The organism is Variovorax gracilis (assembly GCF_030317115.1).
Taxonomy (GTDB): Bacteria; Pseudomonadota; Gammaproteobacteria; order Burkholderiales; family Burkholderiaceae_C; genus Variovorax; species Variovorax gracilis.
On the sequence record NZ_JASZYF010000018.1, the window covers coordinates 15,574 to 40,514 of the forward strand.

General features: G+C 66.0%; 28 protein-coding genes. 9 read left to right on the forward strand and 19 right to left on the reverse strand.

What is annotated here, in order from left to right; all coding sequences use genetic code 11:
* Position 1 precedes the first annotated feature (1 nt).
* The 7 genes from QTH97_RS25605 to QTH97_RS25635 form a co-directional block, all read right to left on the reverse strand.
* Positions 2-496, reverse strand: a complete 495-nt coding sequence (locus QTH97_RS25605; RefSeq protein WP_286571321.1) for a hypothetical protein — start codon at positions 494-496, stop codon at positions 2-4.
* Positions 493-1,098: a hypothetical protein gene (locus QTH97_RS25610; protein ID WP_286571322.1), complete on the reverse strand. Its 606-nt coding sequence runs from the start codon at positions 1,096-1,098 to the stop codon at positions 493-495. Before QTH97_RS25610 ends, QTH97_RS25605 begins: the two co-directional genes overlap by 4 nt.
* Position 1,099: 1 nt before the next feature.
* Positions 1,100-1,786, reverse strand: a complete 687-nt coding sequence (locus QTH97_RS25615) for a MotA/TolQ/ExbB proton channel family protein (protein WP_286571323.1) — start codon at positions 1,784-1,786, stop codon at positions 1,100-1,102.
* Positions 1,759-2,109, reverse strand: coding sequence for a high-potential iron-sulfur protein (locus QTH97_RS25620; protein WP_286571324.1), 351 nt, complete (start codon positions 2,107-2,109; stop codon positions 1,759-1,761). Before QTH97_RS25620 ends, QTH97_RS25615 begins: the two co-directional genes overlap by 28 nt.
* A gap of 7 nt (positions 2,110-2,116) precedes the next feature.
* Positions 2,117-3,916, reverse strand: a complete 1,800-nt coding sequence (locus QTH97_RS25625) for a PQQ-dependent methanol/ethanol family dehydrogenase (RefSeq protein WP_286571325.1) — start codon at positions 3,914-3,916, stop codon at positions 2,117-2,119.
* A gap of 366 nt (positions 3,917-4,282) precedes the next feature.
* Positions 4,283-4,696, reverse strand: a complete 414-nt coding sequence (locus QTH97_RS25630) for an MFS transporter (RefSeq protein WP_286571326.1) — start codon at positions 4,694-4,696, stop codon at positions 4,283-4,285.
* A 34-nt stretch (positions 4,697-4,730) separates the two neighbouring features.
* Entirely contained in the window at positions 4,731-5,744 is a 1,014-nt protein-coding gene (locus QTH97_RS25635) for an aldo/keto reductase (RefSeq protein ID WP_286571327.1), read from the reverse strand.
* A 96-nt stretch (positions 5,745-5,840) separates the two neighbouring features.
* On the opposite strand from QTH97_RS25635, the gene QTH97_RS25640 reads away from it, so the two are divergent.
* Positions 5,841-6,740: a LysR family transcriptional regulator gene (locus QTH97_RS25640; RefSeq protein WP_286571328.1), complete on the forward strand. Its 900-nt coding sequence runs from the start codon at positions 5,841-5,843 to the stop codon at positions 6,738-6,740.
* A 547-nt stretch (positions 6,741-7,287) separates the two neighbouring features.
* Here QTH97_RS25640 and QTH97_RS25645 read toward each other — a convergent pair.
* The 3 genes from QTH97_RS25645 to QTH97_RS25655 are packed head-to-tail and all read right to left on the reverse strand — an operon-like array spanning position 7,288 to position 9,886.
* On the reverse strand, positions 7,288-7,965 hold the full coding sequence (locus tag QTH97_RS25645) for an RraA family protein (RefSeq protein WP_286571329.1): 678 nt from the start codon (positions 7,963-7,965) through the stop codon (positions 7,288-7,290).
* A 31-nt stretch (positions 7,966-7,996) separates the two neighbouring features.
* Positions 7,997-8,965 (reverse strand): Bug family tripartite tricarboxylate transporter substrate binding protein, encoded by a 969-nt coding sequence (locus QTH97_RS25650; RefSeq protein ID WP_286571330.1) that lies wholly within the window; start codon positions 8,963-8,965, stop codon positions 7,997-7,999.
* A gap of 60 nt (positions 8,966-9,025) precedes the next feature.
* Positions 9,026-9,886: an NAD(P)-dependent oxidoreductase gene (locus QTH97_RS25655; protein WP_286571331.1), complete on the reverse strand. Its 861-nt coding sequence runs from the start codon at positions 9,884-9,886 to the stop codon at positions 9,026-9,028.
* A 212-nt stretch (positions 9,887-10,098) separates the two neighbouring features.
* Here QTH97_RS25655 and QTH97_RS25660 point away from each other — a divergent pair, with 212 nt between their 5' ends.
* Both QTH97_RS25660 and QTH97_RS25665 read left to right on the forward strand, forming a co-directional pair.
* On the forward strand, positions 10,099-10,794 hold the full coding sequence (locus QTH97_RS25660; RefSeq protein WP_286571332.1) for a GntR family transcriptional regulator: 696 nt from the start codon (positions 10,099-10,101) through the stop codon (positions 10,792-10,794).
* Entirely contained in the window at positions 10,791-10,967 is a 177-nt protein-coding gene (locus QTH97_RS25665; RefSeq protein WP_286571333.1) for a hypothetical protein, read from the forward strand. Before QTH97_RS25660 ends, QTH97_RS25665 begins: the two co-directional genes overlap by 4 nt.
* A 49-nt stretch (positions 10,968-11,016) precedes the next feature.
* Here the strand turns inward: QTH97_RS25665 and QTH97_RS25670 are convergent, their stop codons facing one another.
* Positions 11,017-11,958 carry a LysR family transcriptional regulator gene (locus tag QTH97_RS25670; protein ID WP_286571335.1) on the reverse strand — a complete coding sequence of 314 codons (942 nt, stop codon included), beginning with the start codon at positions 11,956-11,958 and terminating at the stop codon, positions 11,017-11,019.
* Between the two features lie 124 nt (positions 11,959-12,082).
* On the opposite strand from QTH97_RS25670, the gene QTH97_RS25675 reads away from it, so the two are divergent.
* From QTH97_RS25675 to QTH97_RS25695, 5 genes are all read left to right on the forward strand, one after another.
* The gene (locus QTH97_RS25675) at positions 12,083-12,868 is read left to right on the forward strand and encodes a gamma-glutamyl-gamma-aminobutyrate hydrolase family protein (RefSeq protein WP_286571336.1); all 786 of its coding nucleotides are present in this window, start codon (positions 12,083-12,085) and stop codon (positions 12,866-12,868) included.
* Between the two features lie 96 nt (positions 12,869-12,964).
* On the forward strand, positions 12,965-14,062 hold the full coding sequence (locus QTH97_RS25680) for a M14 family metallopeptidase (RefSeq protein ID WP_444813472.1): 1,098 nt from the start codon (positions 12,965-12,967) through the stop codon (positions 14,060-14,062).
* Positions 14,063-14,123: 61 nt separating this feature from the next.
* Positions 14,124-15,455, forward strand: coding sequence for an MFS transporter (locus QTH97_RS25685; protein WP_286571338.1), 1,332 nt, complete (start codon positions 14,124-14,126; stop codon positions 15,453-15,455).
* A 147-nt stretch (positions 15,456-15,602) separates the two neighbouring features.
* Entirely contained in the window at positions 15,603-16,898 is a 1,296-nt protein-coding gene (locus tag QTH97_RS25690; protein WP_286571339.1) for an aromatic ring-hydroxylating oxygenase subunit alpha, read from the forward strand.
* Positions 16,899-16,913: 15 nt separating this feature from the next.
* Positions 16,914-17,606, forward strand: coding sequence for an aromatic-ring-hydroxylating dioxygenase subunit beta (locus tag QTH97_RS25695; RefSeq protein WP_286571340.1), 693 nt, complete (start codon positions 16,914-16,916; stop codon positions 17,604-17,606).
* On the opposite strand, the gene QTH97_RS25700 is transcribed toward QTH97_RS25695, so the two are convergent.
* The 3 genes from QTH97_RS25700 to QTH97_RS25710 all read right to left on the reverse strand — a co-directional run bounded on the left by QTH97_RS25700 (position 17,560) and on the right by QTH97_RS25710 (position 19,191).
* Positions 17,560-18,009, reverse strand: coding sequence for a VOC family protein (locus tag QTH97_RS25700; protein ID WP_286571341.1), 450 nt, complete (start codon positions 18,007-18,009; stop codon positions 17,560-17,562). The genes QTH97_RS25695 and QTH97_RS25700 overlap by 47 nt on opposite strands.
* Before the next feature lie 39 nt (positions 18,010-18,048).
* Positions 18,049-18,615, reverse strand: coding sequence for a methyltransferase family protein (locus tag QTH97_RS25705; RefSeq protein WP_286571343.1), 567 nt, complete (start codon positions 18,613-18,615; stop codon positions 18,049-18,051).
* Positions 18,616-18,678: 63 nt separating this feature from the next.
* Positions 18,679-19,191 (reverse strand): hypothetical protein, encoded by a 513-nt coding sequence (locus QTH97_RS25710; protein WP_286571344.1) that lies wholly within the window; start codon positions 19,189-19,191, stop codon positions 18,679-18,681.
* 327 nt (positions 19,192-19,518) lie between these two features.
* On the opposite strand from QTH97_RS25710, the gene QTH97_RS25715 reads away from it, so the two are divergent.
* The gene (locus tag QTH97_RS25715; RefSeq protein WP_286571345.1) at positions 19,519-19,674 is read left to right on the forward strand and encodes a hypothetical protein; all 156 of its coding nucleotides are present in this window, start codon (positions 19,519-19,521) and stop codon (positions 19,672-19,674) included.
* A 141-nt stretch (positions 19,675-19,815) separates the two neighbouring features.
* Here the strand turns inward: QTH97_RS25715 and QTH97_RS25720 are convergent, their stop codons facing one another.
* From QTH97_RS25720 to QTH97_RS25740, 5 genes are all read right to left on the reverse strand, one after another.
* Positions 19,816-20,160 (reverse strand): DUF1161 domain-containing protein, encoded by a 345-nt coding sequence (locus QTH97_RS25720; RefSeq protein ID WP_286571346.1) that lies wholly within the window; start codon positions 20,158-20,160, stop codon positions 19,816-19,818.
* A 149-nt stretch (positions 20,161-20,309) separates the two neighbouring features.
* Positions 20,310-20,831 (reverse strand): gamma carbonic anhydrase family protein, encoded by a 522-nt coding sequence (locus tag QTH97_RS25725; protein WP_286571347.1) that lies wholly within the window; start codon positions 20,829-20,831, stop codon positions 20,310-20,312.
* Between the two features lie 22 nt (positions 20,832-20,853).
* Positions 20,854-22,011 (reverse strand): alpha-hydroxy acid oxidase, encoded by a 1,158-nt coding sequence (locus QTH97_RS25730; RefSeq protein ID WP_286571348.1) that lies wholly within the window; start codon positions 22,009-22,011, stop codon positions 20,854-20,856.
* A 16-nt stretch (positions 22,012-22,027) separates the two neighbouring features.
* Positions 22,028-23,878, reverse strand: coding sequence for a TRAP transporter large permease (locus tag QTH97_RS25735; RefSeq protein ID WP_286571404.1), 1,851 nt, complete (start codon positions 23,876-23,878; stop codon positions 22,028-22,030).
* Between the two features lie 38 nt (positions 23,879-23,916).
* Positions 23,917-24,930 carry a TRAP transporter substrate-binding protein gene (locus tag QTH97_RS25740; RefSeq protein ID WP_286571349.1) on the reverse strand — a complete coding sequence of 338 codons (1,014 nt, stop codon included), beginning with the start codon at positions 24,928-24,930 and terminating at the stop codon, positions 23,917-23,919.
* Positions 24,931-24,941: the final 11 nt, after the last annotated feature.

The following is a 24,941-nucleotide window of genomic DNA, read 5'->3' on the forward strand; positions in this document are numbered from 1 at the left end:
CTCACTTCTCCGGCAACTGCGGCACCGGCATGTCGCGCAGCTTGATCAGCGTCTCGTCGTTGCCGGGCCGCAACCAGGCGAGACCTTCCTTGCGCGGCTTGGGCTCGGTAGTGCCGAGCTGGGTCACGCCTTCGCGGACCTTCTTCATGCCGTCGTTCAGCAGCGAGTGAAGGTCCTTGCTGTAGGGCAGGCTGTAGGCGCGCGGCTGTGCGGCGGGCTTGCCGTCCTGGATGGCGTTGACCCACACGTAGAGGCCGCCGGCGCGCCTGGCCGTCGGCTCGTCGATCACGGCCGCGAGCAGCACGAAGCGCTCGGGCATCGCGTCAGGGCTGGGCCAGCCCCAGATGCGATGCACCACATCGTCGGCGTAGAAGTAGAAGCAGGTCACGCTCACCACCAGCAGGCCCTTGAGCCACGCGGGCCAGCGCGACCACAGCAGCGACATCACCGCCAGCAGCACCAGCGCCGTGAAGCTCAGCACCAGGCTCAAGGTCATAGGCGCTGCACCAGTTTCTTCGGCAAGGTATTGATGTGGGTCACGCTGCCGTCGGCCAGGACGGTGAAGCGCGCGGCCGTTGCTTCGTCACCGGGCCGAGCGAGCGTGACCTTGCCGTTGAATACGATCTCGGCGCGAGGGTTGACCTTGGTGATCGACACCGTCACCTCCACTGGCCGCCCGTCGCGCGACTGGTAGTACTGCACGTTGACCGTGAATTCGCCCGGCACGATGCCGCGCACGGTCACCACCTCCTCGCGGAAGGGGCTGATGATGCGGTGGCCGTCGACCAGGGTCGAGGCATTGGCGTCGCCGCGGTCGTCGCGGTCGAGGTACATCAGGCCGGCCTCGCGCTGACGGAACCAGACCAGGTTGCCGGCCGGGTCCTGGACCCAGGTGTCGATGTCGTTGGGGTTGCGATCGGGCCAGTCGACCGTGATGAGGTATTCGGCCTTCGACCGGATGTCGCCAGCCTTGAGCGCGTTCGGGTTCATGGCCAGCAGCGCGACGATGAAGCAGAAGACGAAGGCGATCAGCATGTTCAGCAACATGTCGTAGAACGGATCGACTTCGGGTTCCCGGCGGGCGTGGCGGCGGCGCATGTCAGTGCGCGGCCAGGGCATTCGGGCGACGCGACAGCCCGATGCGCTGGATGTCGGCCACGAGTTGATCGGCATAGCGATCGAGCCGCGTCAGTTGCAGGCCGAGCAGGATGTTGCCGACCAGCCCGACCATCGTCGTCAGCAGCGCCACGCCCAGCCCGGTCGTGAGGCTCCGCAGCAGGTCCTGCGACTGGCTGGCATCGAAGCTCTGCATGTTGCCGATGTCGAGCGCGAGGATCGAGAACCCGATCACCTTGCCGAGCAGGCCGAGCTTGAGCTGCACGCCGTTGACCCACCAGGCCGTGCCATGCGGGCCGTGGGTGTGTTCCATCAGCAGGTCGAGCGCGGTGTCGGCGTCGGTCTTGTCGTGCGACAGCGAAGCCCAGTAGTCCGCCGCCCAGCGCTCGCCGGGCGCAGCGCGCGTCGAGCCGAGCGCGTCGCGCTGCACCTGCAACGCCCGCGCCCGCCCGCCGCACCACAGCGTCGACGCTGCGAACACGATCACGATGACCAGCGTGATGCCGGTCGGGTCGGAGTGCAGGAGCAATGCCCAGACGCCTCGCACGCCGAGCAGCCAGGTCGCGAAGCCCAGCACGCCGGCCAACGCCAGCCACTCGAACCAGAGCGGTTCGTGGCCAGCGTCGGGCCGACGCTTCGCCCTCAGGCCGAGCCCGGCTTGGGTGCCCATGCCATGCACCAGCCTTCCGCCGCGATGTGCTTGCGGCCGAACATCGCGCAGCCAGCCCACGCGTCCGACGCCGCGCCTTGCCACATCGCGCAGTTCACGCAGCGCTGCGTCGCCGCGTGCTTCGGATACTTCTTCGGGTCGACGTTCTTCGTGTCGTGCTTGTAGCCGAGCGCGACCGATGTCTCGTCCGATTCCTCGGCGCGTGCCGCCGCCCATGCGGCCACCGGCAGCACGGCCACCATGCAGGTACCCGCCGCCATGCGACCGGCGAACACCCTTCGCGTGACGCTGGCGGCCACGCCTTCGTTGATCTTCTTCATCATGCCGGCCTCAGTTGGATGCGACCTTCGCCGCGCCGCCCGAATGCGCTGTGCGCGGCTGAGCGCCACCCGCGCCAGGGATCTTGAAGACCCACACCATGCCGCCCTGTTCCAGCAGGTTGACCTTCTTGGCGACTTCGCCGCCCCACAGCGGCACGGCACCGCCCCAGCCCGACACCACGCCCACGTACTGCTCGCCGCCCTGCATCCAGGTAACCGGCGGTGCAACCACGCCGGAGCCGGTCTGGAACTCCCAGACCACCTTGCCGGTCTTCGCGTCCGCGGCCTTCAGGTAGCCCTCGGGCGTGCCCCAGAACACGAGGTTGCCCCCGGTGGTCAGCACGCCGCCCCAGAGCGGCGCGCCGTTCTTTACTTCCCAGGCCATCTTGCCGGTCTTCGGATCGATCGCGCGCAGCGATCCGATGTAGTCCTCGTTGAGCGGCTTGATCGTGAAGCCCGCGCCCAGGTAGGCCGCGCCCTTCTTGTAGGCCACCGGTTCGTTCCAGATGTCCATGCCCCATTCGTTGGAGGGCACGTAGAACATCTTCGTGTCGGGGCTGTAGGCCATCGGCATCTGGTTCTTGCCGCCGAGAAAGCCGGGCGCGGCGAACACGGCGCTGCCCTTCTTGCCGTCAGCGCCTGCGGTCGGGTCGCCGGGGCGGTTCTCGGGGATGAAATTCGGACGCCCGGTCTTCAGGTCGATGCCGCTGGCCCAGGTGATCTTCTTGACGAAGGGGAAGGCGTTGAGAAGCTGGCCGGTGTTCGCGTCGTTGACGTAGAAGAAGCCGTTGCGATCGGCCTTGCCGCCGACGCGCTTGCCGTCCATGTCGAAGGTCACGAACTCGTTGACGCCGTCGAAGTCCCAGCTGTCGTTGGGCGTGCCCTGGTAGCTCCACTTGATCTGGCCGGTCTTCACGTCGATGGCCACGGTCGAGCACGAATAGAGGTTGTCGCCTTGGCGCAGGTGGCTGTTCCACGGGGCCGGGTTGCCGGTGCCGAAGTAGGCCAGGCCGGTCTTGGCATCGTAGGTGCCGCCGAGCCAGGTGGCGGCCCCGCCGGTCTTCCACAAGTCGCCGGGCCAGCTCTTGTTGGTGGTGCCGGAGATGCCGTTCTCCTTCTTGTTGCCGTCCTTGTCGTAGGTGTAGCCCATGTGCCCTTCGACGGTGGGCCGGGTCCACAGCAGCTTGCCCGTCCTGGGGTCGCGCGCCTCGACGCGGCCGACCACGCCGAACTCGCCGCCCGACACGCCGGTCAGCATCACGCCGTTGGCAATGATCGGTGCGGCCGTGGCCGAGTAGCCGGCGGCGTAGTCGTCGATCTTCTCCTTCCACACCACGTCGCCGGTGGACTGGTCGAGCGCCACCAGCTGCGCGTCGAGCGTCGCGAAGATGACGAGGTTGTCGTAGAGCGCGGCACCGCGGTTGACGACGTCGCAGCACGGCATGATGCCTTCGGGCAGACGGTGCTCGTACTTCCACAGCTTCTTGCCGGTGGTCGCGTCAAGCGCAAAGATGCGCGAGTACGACGCGGTGACGAACATCTTGCCGTTCATGATCACCGGCTGCGACTCCTGCCCGCGCTGCTTTTCGCCGCCGAAGGAGAAGGCCCACACCGGCAGCAGCTTGCCGGCATTGGTCGCGTTCACCTGCTTCAGCGGCGAATAGCGCTGGCCCTGGGTGTTGATGCCCCAGGTCAGGATGTTGCCGGCGGCCGTGGCCTCGGACTGGATCATCTTGTCCGTGACCTGCGCATGGGCAGCGTTGGCGGCCAGTCCGGCCGCGATGAACGCGGTGAACAGCTTCAGTTGCATGTTGTCTCCTTGGTTGGATCGTGGGTCGCGGACACACTCCGATGAGCACGCCCTCCAGCAGACAAGGGCAAACGCCGTGCCAGCCGCCAATGCTCCAAGCGGAGTCGCAAGTGCCGCTTCGCGGCCGTCCAGCGGGCCGCCCGATCCGGGTTTTCCCGCTGCATTGCTACAGGATCGAACACCGCGGGCGCACAACCGTGGCAGCTCGCCACAGTGCCGGCTGCAGCGGGCAGATGTGCTCTCAAGTCCTGATGGTCGACTCGGGGCAATCTCCGCCCCCACGCGGGCGACGCTTGGCTTGGTCGGCAACCGCTGCTATTGGGGCGCCGGCCGCGGTGCAGCTCCTAGCCTGATTGACAGGTGCTCCTAGGACGGAAGCAACTCTGCGCCTTGCGGTACTCCGCTCACGAAGCGCGCGAGCGTGAGCATGCCCAACCCCGTGGCGATGGCCGACATGACATTGCCAAGAACGAAGATCGCCATCAGGACCAGCAGCAGGTGCTTGCGATTCAGTTTCGCGCCCAGGATGGTCACGGCAGGACCTCCGAGCACAACGCCGAAGGCATAGGCCTCGATGGCATGTGTGGCGGTGGAGATATCCAGGTCCAGGCTGGTGGCGAACAGCTGAAGAGTGCCCATGCTTGCAGACTCGGACGTCCCGATGTAGAAGGTGCCGAGTGCAAGTGCCAGCAAGGTCAGCGTGCGACGATCTGATTGCCGCGTGTCGGAGCCGTGCGCCTCCATCGAGGCGCACTGGGCTTCATAGGCTTTGTTCAGCATTTCTTGTCGGCTCGAGGAGTGGTGCGCGCGGAGGTCAGATGCCGTGGGGCAGCGGCGCCTCCATCTGCACGAGACCGGCCTGTCGCAGCTCGCGCCAGAAGTCCTCGGGCACCGCCGCTTCAAGCGCGGCACGGTCTTCCGCAATGCGGCCCGGCCGGCTAGCCCCGGGGATGACTGCGGCCACCGCGGGGTGCGCCAGGGCGAACTGCAGCCCTGCCGCCTTCATCGTCACGTTGTGGCGATCCGCGATGGCCTTGATGGCCTGGACCTTGGCCAGAATCTCCTGCGTGGCAGGCGCGTATTCGAAGTTCGGTCCGCCGACCAGCGCGCCTGAGCTGTAGGGGCCGCCAACGACGATGCCAAGGCCGCGGGCCGCCACCTGCGGCATCACGCGCTGCAGCGCCCGCGAGTGGTCCAGCAGCGTGTAGCGGCCGGCGAGCAGGAAGCCATCCGGACGAGGCCCTTCAAGACCCAGCAGCAGCTCGATCGGCTCCACCCGGTTCACGCCCAGGCCCCAGGCACGGATCACGCCTTCGTCGCGCAACCGGTCCAGTGCCTTGAAGGCGCCCTTGCGCGCTGTCTCGAACACGCCGAGCCACTCGTCGCCGTAGAAATCCTGGGCGACATCGTGCACCCAGGCAATGTCGATGCGGTCCGTCTTCAGTCGCTCCAGGCTGTCTTCGATCGAGCGCAGGGTCGCGTCTTCCGAATAGTCGTTCACGATCCGGTTGGCGCGGCCATGCCTGAATACATCGCCCTTCTCGCCGAGTTCGCGAGCGTTGACGTCTTCCATCTCGTCGAGGATCAGACGGCCGACCTTGGTGCTGATGACGAACTCGTCACGATTGCGGACCGCCAGCGCCTCGCCCAGGCGGGCTTCCGCCAGGCCCGCGCCGTAGAACGGTGCGGTGTCGAAGAAGCGGATGCCATCGTTCCACGCGGCGTCGACGGTGGCCCGTGCTTCCTCCTCGGGAATGGCGCGAAACATGTTGCCCAAAGGGGCTGTACCGAATCCCAGCGCGCCGGGAAGCAGGTTCTTCAGTTTCATGGTGATCTCCTGTGAATGCCCAAATCATGGACGCCCACAAGAAATTGATCCAGTTCATTTTCTCCATTTCAGATTTATCGTCAGCAATAATTCTGCATGCGATACGACCTCAACCTCTTGCCCATCTTCGTGGCCCTGCTGGAAGAGCGCAGCGTCACCCGCGCGGCGGATCGCCTGGGCATGACCCAATCGGCGTTGTCCAATGCGTTGACGCGCCTGCGCGCCATACTGCAGGACCCTCTGTTCATCCGGGAGCGCTACGGCATGCGGCCCACGCCAAAGGCTGAAGCGCTGGCACCGGCGCTCACATCGGCGCTGGCTGCGCTGGACACCGTCGTGCTCGGCCAGCAGGCCTTCGATCCGTCCCGCGCCGATCATCTGGTCACGATCGCGCCGAACAGCTACGTGGAATTCGTCTTCGTGCCCGCTCTGGTGGCGCGGCTGCGCGAGCTCGCTCCGGGCATTCGCCTGCGCACATTGCCCTTCGGCGCCGACGTCGTCGCGACGGGGGTCACTTCCGGAACGACGGCAATGGTGCTCGGTCGCATCACCGATGCGCCGGACAACCTGGTCGTGCAGCACATTGCGGACGACGGGCTGGCCTGTGTGGTGCGCGCCGACCATCCGAAGGTCGGCACGAAGATCACCAAGGCGCAGTACGAGCGGATGAAGCACGTGAACCTGCTGCCGGCGGGAGGGCGCCTGCGCGCGGGGCTTTTCCAGGCACTGGAGCGAGGAGGGCTCAAGAGGGACGTCGCCGTGACAGTCACCCACTTCATGTCGATCCCCGAGATCGTGGCCGCCACGGACTACTGTGCGACGCTGCCGAAGTTGATCTGCCGGCGCCTGGCCGGCGATTCGAGGTTGAAGGTGCTGCCAGCGCCGGTCGATCTAGGCACTTTCCCGATGCAGATGGCTTGGCACGTGCGCTACCGCCACGACCCCGCGCACGTCTGGCTTCGCAACCTGGTCGCGGACGTGGCTGCGTCCCTGTGATCGAAACTCCCTCCGTTGATCCGAACGTCCGCGTGGAAGGAATCCGCAGTTCCGCTCAGAGGCTCAATGCGGACATCCGCGATCCCGACTGCCGACCCTGGACGAAGCGTCCTAACTGCTCAACGCGCGTCAGCTACCCGTGGAACATGCCACGTTCCATTGAGGATTGAAGGTGCGGTCGCCTTGGGCCAATACAGGCGTGTCACCACTGCAGACCCCGAGGGCAGCCAGGACCGCTGCCTGCCAAACCTTTCGGCGATGAAGAACTGTCGATTCCGGACTGCGACTGAGCATGAATCTCTCCTCATGGCACCGACACCAAAGAGTTGCGGTTCTGGTGCAAGGAGGATGACAACTCGCCAAGCGCGTGTCAGCTCGTAAGATTTCTAGCCACGAGTCGAAAGATTGCTATGCCTGCGAGGGGGCCCGGGCGATCGTGCGGTTCACGGCTCTGCGAAACGGAGCGCAATGAACGTCCGGTAGAGCGGGCGGGACGTACTTTCCGAATACGCGACGACCGCCGGCCCTTCAGCAGGTATCCGACGCCCTACGTCTCGACAAAGCAGTTCAGGCGCTTCAAGGTCGCGTCGACCCAGGAGCGATCGAAGGTGCCGGCCTCGATGTCGGCAACCATCCTTGCTTCAATCTCCTGCTTCTTCCTTGCAGCTGCAAGGAGCGCCAGAACGTCATCGAAGGGCACACACAGAAAGCCATCGTCGTCTCCGATGACGAGATCGCCCGGCTCGATCACCATGCCGTCGATCGAGATCGCGACATTGATCTCGCCAGGTCCATCCTTGTACGGGCCACGGTGCGTGACGCCGGCAGCGAACACCGGAAAACTCCCTTGGCGGATGGCGGCTGCATCCCGAATCGCGCCGTTCAGGACCATGCCGCCCAAGCCTTGTCCTGCAGCATCGCCGATCATGATTTCGCCAACCAGTGCATTGGTCAGATCACCGCCGCCATCCACGACGATGACATCGCCGGGCTTTGCAATCTGCAGGGCCTTGTGGATCATCAGGTTGTCACCGGGTCGGGCCTTGATCGTCAATGCAGGCCCTGCCATGCGCCCGCCCGAATGCATCGGTCGAAGACGTGGCCCGCCTGCCGTCATGCGCGACATGCAGTCGCTCACATTGGCGACGGGCACGTCCAGGAATTGACGGGCCAGGTCGAGCGCGACGGCGCGACGGCGTTGAAGAATGCGAAGTCCGTTATTCATGTCGGTGCCTTGTTCGAAGTGGGGTTGATGTTCAGTCGAGCTTGATGTCGGCTTCGCGGATGACGGGCGCGAGTCGGGCCCGCTCGGATGCATAGAGGTCCGTCAACGATCTAGGGCTCCCGCCCAGCAGTTCGGCGCCGGTCGCGAGGATCTTCTGCTTCACGTCCGGTTGCTTGAGCAGTTCGTTGATCTCCGCGTTCCACTTGTCGACGATCGCCTTCGGCGTGCCCGCGGGCGCCATCACGCCCCATACGCTGGCCAGCTCGACGCCGCGAATGCCGGATTCGGTATAGGTTGGGACATCAGGCAGAACGGGCGAACGCTTGGCGGTCGTCACGCCGAGGGCGCGAATCTTGCCGCCCTGGATCTGGCTCAGCAGCGTCGGGATCGAACCGATGTACATGTCGACCTGGCCGCCGATGAGGTCCGGCACGGCCTGGGCCATGCCCTTGTACGGGACGTGCGTGAACTTGACGCCCGAGGCGTTCTGCCAGAGCTGGTTGACCAGGTGGGCAATCGTGCCGGTGCCCGGCGTTGCCACGGTGAGTGCGCCGGGCTTGGCCTTGGCTGCGGCGACGACATCGGCGAGCGTCTTGTAAGGTGAATCCGCACGGACCACGATGACGGCAGGACCGCTCGCCACCGACGAGACCGCCTCCAGGTCCTTCACCGGGTCGTAGCTCAGCTTGCCGTAGAGCAAGGAGTTCAGTACGACGTTGTCCGTCTGGGCCATGACGAGCGTGTAGCCATCGGGCTTGGATTTCGCAACGTTGTCCAGAGCAAGGTTGCCGCCAGCGCCTGGCTTGTTGTCGACCGTGATCGTCCAGTGGAGCTTGTTCGCGAGCGACGTGGTCAGAAGTCGGGCGAGGTTGTCCGTCCCTCCGCCTGCTGGAAACGGAACCACCATCCGGATGGGGCGGTCCGGGTAGTTCTGGGCAACTGCGTTGGCAACGCCGGCGCAGAGAAGGATGGCAGCAGAAATTCGCACGAGACGGCGCATGGATATGTCTCCTTGAAGAACAGGTTGGATGAATCATTTGCCCCGTGTCGGGGCGAAGCCTTAGCGAGCGGAAGCCAGGAGCCAGTCGAGCGACTGCTCGACGCTGGGCTCCGCCACTGGAAGCGGATGCGACTCGAGCGCCTGGACAGTCTTCTTGAAGCGGGCCTCGACGCCCGGCAGCACAATCGACGTCAGCCCTTGCGAGGCCAGTTCGGCCTGCGCGTCATGAACCTCGTGCGCGCGACGCTTCGCATGAATGACGTGGGTCCGGATCAGCATGTCCATCAAGGCTCGAACAGGCGTTCGGTCCATGTCGCTCAGCTGCTCATAGAGCTTCTCGCGCACGCCCTGCCTCTCGGCGCTCATGAGCAGTTCAACGGTGAGCGCCTCGACGCCTTTCGTGTAGATGCTGCGAAGGACCTTCAGCGCGATGGCGTCGCCTGCCTTGCCACCAGCGATGACCTGAACGCGTGCGCCGGCGACTTCGAGGATTTCCTTCAGCTGGCTGGCGCCCTCACCAGAAGCGAGCAACGGCGTGCGAACCAGGCCCAGCGATATGGCACCCATGATGGCGGTGTCGACGTACCGGATGCCGGCTTCCGCGGCGCGCTTGCTGCCCTCGCGCTTGACTTCCGGACTGGCCGTCGTCAGGTCGGCAACCAGGGCGGCTTTCGTCAGATGCGGGAGGACCTGGTCAAGCACCGGGAGGGACGTGGTTCCCGTCACGCACGAGAGCACCAGCTGCGCCTCTGCCAGCCAGGGTCCTGCCTGCTCGTGGATGCGCAGGCCAGCATCCGCGGCAAGTTCCTGTGCCGCCGCAGAAGGATGCATCTCGCACAGGCTCAGTGTGTAGCCGGCTTGATGCAATGGGGTCGCGTAGCAGCGCCCGACTTCCCCTAATCCGATGATCGCAATGTTCACGCTTTGCTCCTTAAGAACCACAAGAATACAAAACGAATACAAATAGTGCAACGGTACCCAGGGTAAACACCAACTTCTCCTAGTAAGTCACTCTCAGTTCTAGTGCTTTGAGTACAAACGGAGAACGGCAATGTTTTTGATTTGTACGCCGCCACAGGGCTGAGCCGTCCCGAACTCATACAATTCCGCGAACGAATGCACCACGGCAACATATGCAGCAGCACGGCAGAGACAAGGCCTACGAGACCCTTCGACAGCGAGTGGTCGGGGGGCACTACAGCCCAGGATCCCAACTGAAGGAGGAACCGCTTGCCCGCGAACTTGGACTGAGCCGCACGCCCGTGCGGGCGGCCCTTCGCAGGCTGGTGGACGATGGGCTGGCAACCGATTCCGCCGGCCAAGGCATTCGGGTGGCCGAATGGAGTGACTGGGATGTCGAAGAGACTTTTCAGCTAAGGATGCTGCTGGAGCCCCACGCGTCATTCCTCGCCGCGACGCGCGGCGGACCGGCGCTGGTGGAACGCCTGGAGGCGAGCAACCGCATGATGGCCGAAGGCATCGCCAAGGGTGAGGACGGCATCGCGGAAGTGCAGGAGGCTAATCGCGACTTCCACCATGCATTGCTCGAGGCTTCCGGATCTCCACGGCTGCGCACCATCCTCGAAACGATGATCGACATGCCGATCATCAAGCGCTCGTTCTATATCGCGACGCCACATGAACTGGAACAGAGCCTCAGCCATCACCGTGACCTGACATTTGCAGCGAGCGCGGCCGATGGCGAGATGGCACGACAGGTCATGCAACTCCATCTGCGAATGTCTCACCGCCGCTTCATGCAGCATCGCAGCGAATACAGGCAAGACGCTTCAGAGGCCAATGGAAAGAAGTCTTCGCCGGCTGGATGAGCCAGCTGTCTCTGAAGCTCGACGTCTGGTATGACTCGGTCGAAGAGACGCTCTTCAACCTCTCCCTGCCGCCGAACCGCCAGGAAGGCTACAAGGACTTTCTCGCCTACGAGACCGACGGTCGCCTGCCCAAGTCCACGGGCGCGATGACGACACCGACCAGCATCCTGTAACGAATGGCGCGGCTTGCCTCGGGCCACGCCCGAGGCAACGCGGACTTGCTCAGCGGGCAGCCCCGTGAGGCGTCGTCGCCTCGGCCTCCAGCCCGACCAGATATTGCCGCACGAAATCGAACGCCCGGGATGCCGCTGGCGCCAGCGTTCGGCCGGCGCGCTGCACGATGCCCAGCATCAGTTCAGCATCCAGCACCGGCTGCACATCCAGCGCAATCACGCTGCCGGCGCGCAGTTCCTCCAGCATCGTCAGCTCGATCGCCGGCATCACGGCGTCGGTCGCCAACATGACCTGGCTCACCGTGCTGCCGTCGGCGCACTGCAGCGTGAAGCGGTCGAGCATCGAGCCGGTCAAGCCGTAGCGGCGTAGGAAGCGACACTCGTCCTCCGGCCCGATGAAGCCGGGTGCGATCAACGGATGGCGCAGCACGTCGGCGATCGCCAGTGCGCGCCGTCCCTGCAGCGGATGGCCCTGGCGAGCGAACCAGCCGAAGCGGCAGGCGTATAGCGGCTCGACTTGCAGCTCGCTGTCGGTGTCAGCGGCACGCACGTCGCCGACGAAGAAGTCCAGTGTCTCGTTGCGCAGCGCGTCGAGCAGGCGGTCGGTGGTCTCGATCAGCGTGCGCAGCCTCAGCCCCGGCGCACCCGCCATCAGCTCGACCAGCAGCCGTCCGAGCAGGCCTCGCGCCAGCGCCGAGCCCATGCCCAGCGCCAGCGAGCCGGCGCGGCCGGAGTGCATCAGCGACAGTTCGCGCGCGCCTTCGGCCTCCTCGAACACGATGCGGCGCGCGCGGGCAAGGTAGGCCTGCGCGAACGGCGTGGGCACCAGGCGGCGGTCGAGGCGGTCGAACAGCGGCGCGCGCAACTCGTCCTCCAATGCCCGCAGGCTGCGCGACAGCGCCGGCTGGCTCAGGTGGACCCGGTCCGCGGCCGCGCTCACCGAGCCCGTCTCGATGACTGCGAGCAAATGGCGCAACTGGCGGGTGTTCATCGTGGCCCATCATGCATTAACTGCAGGACCTAGACAACTTAAATGCACTTTACGCATTGATCCCCCCTCCCTACATTGGCGGCAGTGGCATCACGGAGATGCCGGAACCCAGTAGGGCAAATCGATGAACTTGCACGTACCCACCGCCGCCACCCGCCCCGTCGTCGCGATCACTGCCGACCGGGGTGAGTTCCACGGCCACGCGATCCACCGAGCGTTCGACAGCTACGTACGCGCGGTGCACCAGACCGCCGGCGCGCTGCCGCTGCTGCTGCCGGCCGCTGGCGCGGCGATCGACGCCGCCTCGCTGATCGCCGCGGTCGACGGCGTGGTGCTGACTGGCGGGCCGTCCAACGTGCAGGCCCAGCGTTACGGCGCCGAACCGCTGCCGCCGGCCACGCTGACCGACCCCGACCGAGACGACACCGTGCTGCCGCTGCTGCCGGCGCTGGTGGCCGCCGGCGTGCCGGTGCTCGCGGTGTGCCGCGGCTTCCAGGAATTCAACGTCGCGTTTGGCGGCACGCTGGAGCGCGCGGTGCACGCGCAAGAAGGCCGGCTGGACCATCGCGAAGGCGACCACGATCGCCCGGTCGAGCGCTGGTACGACGATGCGCACGAGGTCGCGCTCACGCCCGGCGGCCTGCTGGCGAACCTGGCCGGTGCGACGCACGCGACGGTCAACTCGCTGCATCACCAGGGCGTGGACCGGCTGGCACCGGGCCTGCGCATCGAGGCGGTGGCGCCGGACGGCTTGGTCGAGGCCTTTACGGTCGCCGGCGCCCCCGGCTTCACGCTCGCGGTGCAGTGGCACCCGGAGATGCGAGTCGGCAACAGCCCGTTGGCGCATGCCATCTTCGCCGCCTTCGGCGAGGCCTGCCACGCGCGTCGGGCACGGCGGCTGGCCGCCTGATTCCTGCATTCTTCTCAATCCCTCATCATCCCCATGAACGAATTCGTCACGCCAACGCCCAGCCGCCCGACGCCCGTGTCCCACGCGCCGGCCGACATCGCCGATGCAGCCGCGCTGTTCTCCTCCAGCTACGCGCAGGCACGCGAGCAATTCCGCGATGCCGCCTGCCGGCGCGACCTGGTCGTCGAATCGACCGTGCTGGACCTGGCCGGCGCCGACGGCGAGGAACTCGCGATCGATGTCGTGCGCGACGGCCCTGCCGATGCGGCGCGACTGCTGATCGTGATCAGCGGCGTGCATGGTGTCGAGGGCTACTGCGGCTCCGCGGTGCAGACTGGCCTGCTGGAACTGGGCCCGCCCGAGCACGCCGCCGGCATGCGGGTACGCGACACCGCGGTGCTGTACATCCACGCGGTCAACCCCTGGGGCTTCTCGCACTCGCGCCGCGTGACCCAGGAGAACGTGGATCTGAACCGCAACTGCATAGACTTCGACGCGCCGCTGCCGGTCAACGCCGCGTATGGCGAGATTCATGACCTGCTGCTGCCCGAGGGCTGGCCGCCGACGCCAGCCGATGCGGCGGCGCTGGCGGCGTATGCCGAGCGCGTCGGGCCGAAGGGTTTGCAGCGCGCGGTATCGCTGGGGCAGTACACGTATGCCGACGGCATGTTCTTCGGCGGCCAGGCGCCGACCTGGAGCAACCGCGCGCTGCGCGCGATCCTGCGCCGCCACGGCCGCGAGTGCCGGCAGATCGGCTCGATCGACATCCACACCGGGCTGGGCCCTTACGGCCACGGCGAGCGCATCTTCGCGTCGCCCGACCAGGACGCGAACATCCTCGAGCGCGCGCAGCGCTGGTGGGGCGAACTGACCTCGGTGCACACCGGCACTTCGTCCAGCGTGCCGATGACCGGGCCGGTGCAATTCGCGCAGTTCGACGAATGCCCGCAGGCCCAGCACACCAACATCTGCCTGGAGTTTGGCACCTGGCCAGCCGAGCAGGTACAGCAGGCGCTGCGCGCCGAGCACTGGACCTGGAGGCGCGGAGCCGACGCCAACCGCACCGCGGCCGCGCGCGCCGCGCTGAAGGCCGCGTTCTATCCCGATGCCACCGACTGGAAGGCAGCCGTCTGGCGCCAGGGCCGCGAGGCCTTCGTCCAGGCGCTGGCCGGCCTGCAGCGCGTGCCGGTCTGACGCCACCGCACGGCGTCCCTTTGTCCCCTCGACCCGCCACTCACTTACCGGAGCTCCCGTTATGACCACCTCGACCGCCGGCTCGGCCGGCAGCCTCGTTCCCCCGGCGCTGCCGCGCGCCGACACTGCGCCGACGCAGCCGACGATCTCGCGCAAGGCGGTCGCCGCCGCGATCGCCGGCAACGCGCTGGAGTTCTACGATTTCGTGCTCTATGCGTATTTCGCGATCTACATCGGCCAGACCTTCTTCCCGGTTGCCGGCGAGTTCGGCTCGCTGCTGGCATCGGTGGCGACCTTCGGCGTCGGCTTCTTCACCCGCCCGCTGGGGAGCGTGCTGATCGGCGCCTTCGCCGACCGCGTCGGGCGCAAGCCGGCGCTGATCCTGACCGTGGTGCTGATCACAGTGGGCACGCTCGGCATCGCGGCAACGCCCGGCTACGCGACGATCGGCATCGCTGCGCCGATCATCGTCGTCGTCTGCCGGCTGCTGCAGGGGCTGGCGCTGGGCGGCGAGGTCGGACCGGCGACTGCACTGCTGCTGGAGATGGCGCCGCCCGGAAAGCGCGCCTTCTACACCAGCTGGCAGCTCGCCAGCCAGGGCCTGGCGGTCGCGGTCGGCGGGCTGTTCGGCGTGATCGTCTCCAGCTCGCTGTCGCCGCAGGATCTGGCCTCGTGGGGCTGGCGGCTGCCGTTCCTGTTCAGCCTGGTGCTGGTGCCGATCGCGGTCTACATTCGCCGCAGCCTGCCCGAGACGCTGGGCCATCACGAAGGCGCGTCCACCGCGCAGATCGTGGGCAAGGTCTTCGGCCAACAGCGGCGCTGGGTCGTGCTGGGCGTGCTGATGATGATGGCCACCGTGGTGTCCAGCCAGTTCGGCAACTTCATGGCCACCTACGCGATCAAGGCGCTGAAGCTGCCGCCAGCGGTCGCGCAGAGTTCGGTGCTGCTGGCCGGCCTTCTGACCTTCGGTGGCTCGCTGCTCGCGGGCTGGCTGTGCGACCGCCACGGCCGCAAGGCGCTGATGCTGTTGCCGCGCGTGGCGCTGGCGGTCGCGATCGTGCCGATGCTCGTCTGGCTGCACAGCGCGCCCACCGCCGGCACGCTGTTCGTCGTCGTCGGCGTTCTGGCCCTGCTGACCGCGATGAGCGGTGCCGCCAGCCTGGTCGTCGTGCCGGAACTGATCCCGATCGCCATCCGCAGCACGACGCTGTCGCTGGTCTACGCGATCGCGGCCACGGTGTTCGGCGGCACGACGCAACTGGTCGTCACCTGGCTGATGGCGGCCACCGGCGACCCGGTCTCGCCGGCCTGGTACATCGTCGCTACCAGCGTGATCAGCCTGATCGCGATGGCGCTGCTGCCCGAGACGCGCGACGTCGACGTAACAAAGTGACGCGACACGCCGACCGCTTGCCGGCTCGGCGTGCGCCGTATCCTTGAGGGTAAGTCTGGAAACCCGCGCGCGGGCGAGGATGCACACTGGGCGGCCGCAGGCCAGCGAAGACGCGCACCTGCCGCACGCCGAGACAAGGGGCAGTCCATGATGAATCTCGATGCGCTGGTCGAGCCCGACCGCGTCCACAAGACCGTCTACACCGATGCCGGGATCTTCGATGCCGAGATGGAGAAGATCTGGGAGCGCATATGGGTCTATTGCGGCCATGTGTCGCAGGTGCCGAATCCCGGCGACTACCACGCGGTCACCATCGGCCGCCAGCCCATGTTCATGGTGCGGCAGACCGACGGGTCGGTGCAGGTGCTTCACAACCGCTGCCCGCATCGGGGCGTGCAACTCGTGGGCAATCTGAAGGGCAACACGGGACACAGCATCGTCTGCTCCTACCACGCGTGGAGCTTCCACCTGGACGGCAGCGTGCGTGCGATTCCGCTGGCGCAGGGCTATGAAGGCACGCGCATGACGCGCGACAACCCCGATTGCGGCGTGAAGCGTGCGGCGCGCGTGGAGAGCTATCGGGGCTTCGTCTTCGCCAGTCTCTCCGCCGACGGCCCTTCGTTGAAGGAGTTCCTGGGCGAGGCGCGCGTCGCCTTCGACGACATGTGCGACCGCTCGCCGGTCGGCGAGGTGGAGGTGGTCCCGATCTGCCATCGCGTGATCCAGCATTCGAACTGGAAGTTCTTCATGGAGAACCAGCTCGACGCGCTGCACCCCTCGGTCACGCACCAGTCGACCGGCATCGCAGCCGGGCGCGTCGAGAAGCGGCTGAAGGCGCAGCAGGAGAAGGTGCCGCTGTACTACCACTACCTCTCGGCTTTCGCGTCGAGCTTCGAGCAGTGGGACTCGGTGCAGACGATCAACTTCCCGCGCGGACACGGCATCCTGAAGGCCTACATGGGGCTGCGCCCGCAGGACCCCGACACGCTCGCGCACGAGGCACTGCTGAAACAGGCCTACGGCGAGCAACGCGCCGAGGAATACCTGTCGCGCAGCATCCATCACGTGCTGATCTATCCCTACCTGTCGGTGCAATCACCCTTGCAGCAGCTACGCTGCCTGCGGCCGATCTCGCCGGACAAGACGCTGTCCGAGATCTGGCACTTCCGCCTCAAGGGTGCGCCCGAGGCCATCTACCGCCGCAGCCTCTGGTACTACAACCTGGTGAACTCTCCAGCCACGATGATCAATGCCGACGACCTCGAGAACTGGACCAAGGGCCAGTGGGGTCTGCAGTCGAATGGCGGCGACTGGGTGAGCTTCCATCGCTACTTCGGCGACGACCGCGAGGAGGAGGGCGGAGTGACTTATTCCAACCACGGCACTTCCGAGGCGGTGATGCGAAGCCAGTTTCGCGCCTGGTCGACTTACATGGCTTCATAGCGCAGGAGCCCCGCCATGAGCCAGCATGCATCCGACGGCCCGAGCGCCGCCATTCCGAACGCCGGGCCCGACTTCGAGCACCTGCTCGCGCAGGACGTGGTGATCGAGGCCGCGACCGGCGATGCGCCCACCGGCGCGCAATTGATCGCGCCAGACCATTCACCGCGCGCACCGCAGCTCGGCGCCGCGCCTGCCGCTCAGGGCGTGCCGCGTGCCGGCCTGGTCGTGGGCAACGACCTGCAGCGCGAGGTCGAGCAGTTGCTCTATTTGCAGGCCGAGCTGCTCGACCGCAAGCTCTGGCAGGAGTGGATGGACCTGTTCGACGAACGCGGCGTCTACTGGATGCCGGTCACGCTCGAGCAGACCGAGTGGGAGGGCTCGCCCTCGATCTTTGCCGAGGACAAGCTGATGATGGAGATCCGCAAGGGCCGCGTCTCGCACCCCAACGCGTGGTCGCAGGCACCGATGTGGGAGACCAACCACATCGTCGGCAATGTCGCGATCGAGTCGGTGGACGGCGCGACGGTCCATGTGCGCTCGCGCTTCCACCTGATGGAGCTGCGCCGCGACACAGTGCGGCATTTCGGCGGCACCTACCGGCACACGCTGGCGCGCGACGCCGGTGGCGCGCTGCGCATCGTGCTGCAGCGGGTCGACCTCTTCAACGGGCAGGCGCCGTTCGACTACGTGTTGCAGATCTGGGTCTAGCCGCAATGCTTTCCGCGGCAGAGTCCGGCAATGGATTGCTGACCTCGACCAGGTTTCCATCCGGGTCTCGGAAGTAGACGGATAGAAGCTTGCCTGTGGCGCCATCGCGCTCGCCGGGGCCGGCGACAATCTCGATCCCCAGCGATCGGAGTTCCTCGGCAAATTGCGCGACCGGGTCAGACGTCAATACGCAAAAGTTTCCGCTGCCAGGTACGGTTGCGCGCGCAATGTCGGGGACCGAGCCAGCTTCCTGCAGGCTGATCTTGTTCGATCCGAAATGAAGTGACCATTTGCCAGGCCGTTCTTCCCGCGCCTCCATCCCGAGCAGGCGCTGGTAGAACTCGATCGTCCGGTCCACGCGCGCCACGCAGAGAACGACGTGATCCAGGCTAGCAATCTTCATGGTGCCCTCCGAGGCGGCTTGTCGCCCGGCCACTAGCCACTAGAGTAGATAGGGTACGAAGCGTTGTGTGCTGCGCATGTAGTCACGGTAGGCGTCGCCGAAATGTTCGATGCACTCCTTCTCCTCGCGCTTGGCCGTGACGAAGATCAGCGCAGTCGATGCCAACACCAGCAGCAGGCCCAGCCAGGTGAAGCGCTGCAGAAAAACCCCCCAGGCAAGGCAGATCAGCGCCGTGTACATGGGATGGCGGATGTATTTGAAGGCGCCTGTCGTCACCAGTCGAGTGGTCTTCTCGAATCCGATCAGCGCCTCGTCCTTGCGGGCGCTGCTCGGCTGGCCGAGCCGTCTCAAGCGGCGTGCCGCATGCAGCGGCAGCCAAGCCGACGTGACGAGGAATAGCTGCGCCATCAGCTGGCTCGGTGACAGCAGAGGATCGTCGCCCCAAACCGGCAGATTGATCCAGATCAGGCCGAAGATGCATTCCACCGCGAAGAAGCGGTAGAACCCGTGCGAGCGCGGCCGCGTGATCGCTCCCCGCGAGATGTATAGCAAGACCGAACTGACGATGACGAAAGTTGCGGGGTAGGCCTGCAGAGGCAGAAGCATCCGCGAAATTTACATGCAGCGCGCCGTGTGGAAAAGGCCAGGCGACATCGCGAACGAGGAGCGTCAGAGATGCACTGCAGCGTCGGTCGCGCCTTGCTGCGCCTTCCGGGACCCGAGCAGCAGCACCCCTCCGGAATTTCCCACTGACAGCTGCGCATCCGGCGCTACCCATGCCCGGCTGGCCCCCTGGTCGAACGCTGGGGGGCCGTACTTCTGCGTGAGGGCACTCTGGACATGCACCCAATCGCCGGGGTCCTTCATGTCGATCCAGACGCTCAGGAGCTTGCCGTTCTCGATCCGAAGGAAGGTCGCCTGGATCGGCCGGGAGGCCAGCTTGCCTCCATGCTGGATGCACGAGAAGCCGGCCTCGTTGCGGTACTTCTGCCATTGGACAGGGCAGACAGCCATGGCTTGGCCGGGCGTGAACCCTTGCAGCGAGTACGGCTCTGCGGGAGCAGGAATGCCCGCCAGGGAAGCGGCGAACGCGACCGCTGTGCCGAGCAAGCCTGCGCCGAGCACGCCCCACTTGCAGCGAAGCAGTCCGACGGACGACGAGGTGCGGGGAGGGGTCTTCATTGACCGGGATGGTAGGGCGGCAACAGCTCACCAGCAACACAAACTCCGGAAAATGGCAATAGTACCGGCCCGCTGCTGGCCGCCGCCCCGCCCATGGCTGCAACTTGAGAGCAAAAGGTCGCGACCGCTTCCCGAAAGCTGTCGTGCGCCGATGGACGCCCGTGCAGCACCACACCGAATCGACTCGCCGTGTGTCATGAGAACGACGCCCTCGCTGATGCCCTCCAGTGGCACCGCGTGAGTGATCGGGTCGTGCACCGCTGATCGGCAGCTCTCCTACATTCGCGCGCATGAAATGGAGCTATCGTGCTTCTAAAGGAGCCTTCCATGCCAAATCCCAAGATTCCTTCTGAGGACGATCCCGCGCAGCTTCCGGTCGAGCCTGAGTTCCCGACCGACACCGACCCGGGCAATCCGCATTCGGACGAGGGCAAGCCCGGCGCCGACGAGAATGCCGCCGGCTTCGTGAAAGAAAGGCTTTAGGGCTGGCCAGCCTCGCGTCGCAGCGCACCCGGCCGTCGACCGACGCCACCTCGGCAGGGATCAGTCTCGTCGCTGCCAAAGCGTGTCGTCGAGGATCGCCACCGCGCGCGTCGCAGGCTGATGCTCTGCCCGCCCGCGCGCTTACTTCCTGCAGTCCCCGCCGACCGATACCGAACCGTCCTTGCATTCGGTCAGGATGCCGTCATTGCTGCGCCGGAGGGCGGGGGACGAAGCGGATGAGGGGGAAGATGAAGGGGAGGTGGCCGCCGCTTCGTAGACGATCTTCCTGCTGCCACGTTCGCAGGTGCCGACAACCTTGCCGCTGACCGTGGCATCGGCCGTCACGGTGGTGAGCGTGAAGCGCATCACGCCCGCGCTGCGGATCTTCGCGTCGATCTCGGCCAAGAGGTCGTCGCAGTTGCTGGCGGCGCTCGCAGCACTCGTGAAGGCCAATACGACGATAGGGAGCAGGGATGGCTTGCGCATCGGATGCTTGCCTCGAACGAGGACGCTTGGCTAGGACAGGCAGTGTAGCGCCACCCCCTTCGCCACGCCTGGATGCACCCGCAAACCAAAGGCGCCTTGCAAGCTCGCGCTCGCAACCGTACTTGGATCGGATTTCCGAATGGCGCACCTCAGGTGCTCTGCAGCGTCACCTTGTAGCGCTGGGCGCGCTCGACGTAGTCGTGGGCGTTGTTCGCCACTTTCGCGATGTCGGCGGCGCCGAGTTCGCGCACGACCTTGGCCGGACAGCCGACGATGAGGACGTTGTCCGGGAAGACCTTGCCCTCGGTCACTACGGCACCGGCGCCGACGATGCAGTTCCTCCCGATCTCGGCGCCGTTCATGACGACGGCCTGGATCCCGATGAGCGTGCCGTCGCCGACCTGGCAGCCGTGCAACATCGCCTGGTGCCCGATGCTGACTCGCTTGCCGATCTTCAGCGGAAAGCCCACGTCGGTGTGGAGCACCGCGCCGTCCTGCACATTGCTGTCCTCGCCGACCTCGATGCGCTCGTTGTCGCCGCGGATGACTGCGTTGAACCAGACATTCGAGCGCCGTGCGAGGGTGACGCAGCCGATGACTGCGGCCCCGGGTGCGACCCACGCGCCTTCGTCGATCCTTGTTTCATAGGGGGGCAGGCTGTAGATGGCCATGGCTTGGTCTCAAGTCCTTGAACTACTGTGCTGTGGGAAAGGTTCCCGCAACGAGGATGCGACGGTCCACGTTGCGGATGTCGGTATGGCCGCAGAAGGCCATGCTGATGTCCAGTTCCTTGTGCAGGATCTGGAGCATCCGCGTGACGCCTGCTTCGCCCATCGCTCCTAGGCCATAGGCCATGGCGCGACCGACCAGGGTGCCCCGGGCGCCCAGCGCCCAGGCCTTGAGCACGTCCTGGCCGGAGCGGATGCCGCCATCCATCCACACTTCGGTTTGCGCTCCAACGGCGTCCACGATCGCCGGCAGCGCCTTGATGGACGACGGCGCGCCGTCGAGCTGCCTTCCCCCGTGGTTGCTCACGACGATCGCGTCGGCGCCTGCCTTCACCGCGAGTTCGGCATCCTCGACTTCCATGATGCCCTTGAGGATGAGCTTGCCGTCCCACAGGGAGCGCACCCACGCGACATCGTCCCACGACAGGCGCGGGTCGAACTGCTCGTGGGTCCATGCCGACAAGGACCGCATGTCGCTGACGCCTTCGACGTGGCCCACCAGGTTGCGAAAAGTGCGGCGCTTCGTGCGCGCCATCGCCAGGCACCAGCCGGGCTTGGTCGCCAGGTTGATGAGGTTCTCGAGCGTGGGCCGCGGCGGTGCGGTCAGTCCGTTCTTGAGATCCTTGTGGCGCTGCCCGATCACTTGCAGGTCCAGCGTCAGCACCAGCGCACTGCACCGCGCGGCTTTCGCACGTTCGATCATTCGCCCCATCGCCATGCGGTCGCGCATCATGTAGAGCTGGAACCAGAAAGGCGAGTTCGTGTGCTCGGCGATGTCCTCGATGGAGCAGATGCTCATCGTCGACAAGGTGAAGGGGATGCCAAACTTCTCCGCGGCACGCGCGGCAAGAATCTCGCCATCGGCGTGCTGCATGCCAGTGAGGCCGACTGGCGCGATGGCGACCGGCATGAGCGCCGCCTGGCCCGCCATCGTCGTGGCCGTGGAACGGTTCTCCATGTTGACTGCCACGCGCTGGCGCAATTCGATCGACTGGAAGTCGCTCTCGTTGCGCCGATAGGTTCCCTCGGTCCACGAGCCCGAATCGGCGTAGTCGTAGAACATCCGGGGCACGCGCCGCTGGGCCAGGACGCGCAAGTCTTCGACGCAGGTAATGACGCTCATGGTGCCGCCCGGGTCTTCAAAGGAAGCCGATCGACAGCCACGGCACTGCGGCAACGACGATCGTGCCGACCAGCAGCGCGAGCATGTAGGCCACGATGGGCCGAATGCCCTTGTCCGGGTGGACCCGCCCGATCGCGCACGCCGCGTAGTAGCCCACGCCCAGCGGCGGTGCGAAGAGCCCGAGCCCCATCGACAGCACGACCACCATGGCGTAGTGCACTTCGTGAATGCCCAGTTGCCGTGCGATCGGGAACAGGAGCGGTCCGAACAGCACGATGGCCGGGATGCCCTCGAGCACCGAGCCGAGCACCACGAAGATGACCAGCGAGACGGCCAGGAACATCGGCGCGCCGCCCGGCAGAGCGCCCATGGCCTGCGCCAGCGAGCGAGAGAAGCCCGATTGAGTCAGCCCCCAAGCCATGGCGGTCGCCGTCCCGATGATCAGCAGGATCGCGCCCGACAGCGAAGCCGTGGCGACCAGCATGGGCCCCACGCGCTTCCAGTCGAACTGGCGATACACCAGCAGGCCTGCCAGCACCGAGTAGACGATGCCGATGGTCGAGACCTCGGTGGCCGTCGCCACGCCTTCGACGACCGCCGCCCGGATGATGAAAGGCAGTGCCAGCGCCGGCAGTGCGATGGCCGCCAGCCTGGCCACCTGTCCCCAGGATTGGCGGGCCACATGGCGAAGGTCCTCGTCCCGCGCCCGGAACCGGACCACGATGCACAGCGTGAGCCCGAGCACCAGCGCCGGCAGCAAGCCGCCGGTGAAAAGTGCCGCGATGGAGACACCCGTCACCGACCCGATGGTGATCAGCACCAGGCTCGGCGGAACGGTCTCCGTCTGCGCGCCGGTCGCCGACAGCAGCGCCACCAGGTCGCCTTCGCTCGCGCCGCGCTTCTTCATCTCCGGAAAGAGCGCGGGCGCCACTGCAGCCATGTCCGCCGCCTTCGAACCCGAGATGCCCGAGACGAGATACATCGCCCCCACCAACACGAACTGGAGGCCACCTCGAACGTGGCCGAGCATTCCCGCGAGAAAGGTCACCATGGCCTTGGCCATGCCCGTCATCTCGATGAGCAGCCCGAGGAACACGAACAGTGGGACGGCCAGCAGGATCAGGTGCGACATGCCTTCGTCCATGCGGCCGATGATCACCGGCAGCGCCGTGTCCGTGCCGAGCGCCAGGTAGCCGAAGGTGCCCAGGCCGAACGCGAAGGCGATCGGGATGCCGCTGAACACGCTTGCCGCGACCACGCCCACGAAGAAGATCAGCAGGTTCAGCCGGCCGAGGTCCTCGAACACGCCGCGACCGAGTGCGAATGCACCGAGGATGACGAGCACGATGACCACGGCCTTCGCGCTCGTGCGCCATTGGGCATCCTTGAGCAGGCGCAGCACCGAGAAGAGCATCATCAGCGCGATGCCGACGGGCAGCGCCCCGGCGCGCCAGGCATTCGATATCTCGAGCGCCGGCGTGGTGATGAAGCGTTCTTCCGACGCGTATTCCCACGATGGCCAGGCCACCATCGCCAGGAAGGCCAGCGACGCGCACACGCTGATGCCCTCGAACAGCAGTTGCCGTGCGGGCGTCTGCCGGGACACCAGTGCCGTCATCCGCATGTGCTCGCCGCGCCGCAGGGCGATCACCGCGCCGAACATCGCCAGCCAGATGAAGAGGATCGAGGCGAGTTCGTCAGACCAGACGAGCGGCTTGTGGAACACGAAGCGCGCGACGACGCCGGCCAGCAGCACGGCGATGTCCGCCAGCACCAGCGCACCCGCGGCCGCTTCGACGATGGACCCGAGAACGCGGTCGAGGCGAGCTGCTGGCGATGCAGGATCACCCGTCGGCGTCGCCTGCATGCCGTTGTGGCCGGCCCCGTGGAGGTGGGTCATCGCGCTCATGCCAGTTTTCCGACGGAGCGTTCGAGCAGCGCCCATGCCTCGTCGCCGTACTTGCCCTTCCATTCGGCGTAGAAACCGGCCTTGCGAAGCTGGTCGCGGAAGGCGGCGCCGTCCGGCTGGTTGAAAGCCATGCCCTTGCCGGCCAGGTCCTTCTGAAGGCCGGCATTGAGTTGCGCCACGTCGTCGCGCTCCTTGATGGCGGCCGCATTGATGTGCTTGGCGACGATGGTGCGCAGATCGGCGGGCAGCTTCTCCCAGGCCTTGCGGCTGGCGAGAAACCAGAAGCCGTCCCACATGTGGTTGGAAAGCGAGCAGTACTTCTGCACTTCGAACAGCTTGGCCGTCGAGATGATGGCGAGCGGATTCTCCTGCCCGTCGACGATCTTCGTCTGCAACGCGGAGTAGACCTCGGCGAAGTTGATCGATGCCGGCGCCGCATCGAGTGCCTTGAACATCGACGTCCACAAGGGCGACACCGGCACGCGGATCTTGAAGCCCTTCAAGTCAGCGGGCGTCGCGATAGGCTTGCTCGATGAGGTGATCTGTCGGAAGCCGTTGTCCCAGATCTTGTCCATCGGCACGATGCCGGCCTTGGTGATCTGGGCGCGGATGTAAGTCCCCAGGTCGCCATCCATGGCCTTCCAGACGCTGGGGTAGTCGTTGAACGCAAAGCCCACGCCGCTGATCGATGCGGCCGGCACCAGTGTCGACAGGATCAGGCCCGACAGCGTGAAGAACTCGACGCCGCCCGAACGCAGCTGGCTCAGCACATCGGTGTCGGAACCGAGCTGGTTGTTCGGGAAGATCTGGATGTCCACGCGGCCGTTGGTCTCGGCGAGGACCGCGTCGGCCATCTCCTTGGCACGCAGGTTCATCGGGTGCGTGACCGGCAGGTTGTTCGCATACTTGTAGGTGAACTCGGCCTTCTGCGCAAAGGCGCTGCGCAGCGGTGCCGCGACGACCGCGGCGGCAGCAGCGGTGCGAAGAATGGTGCGTCGGGAAATGTTCATGGCTTGTCTCC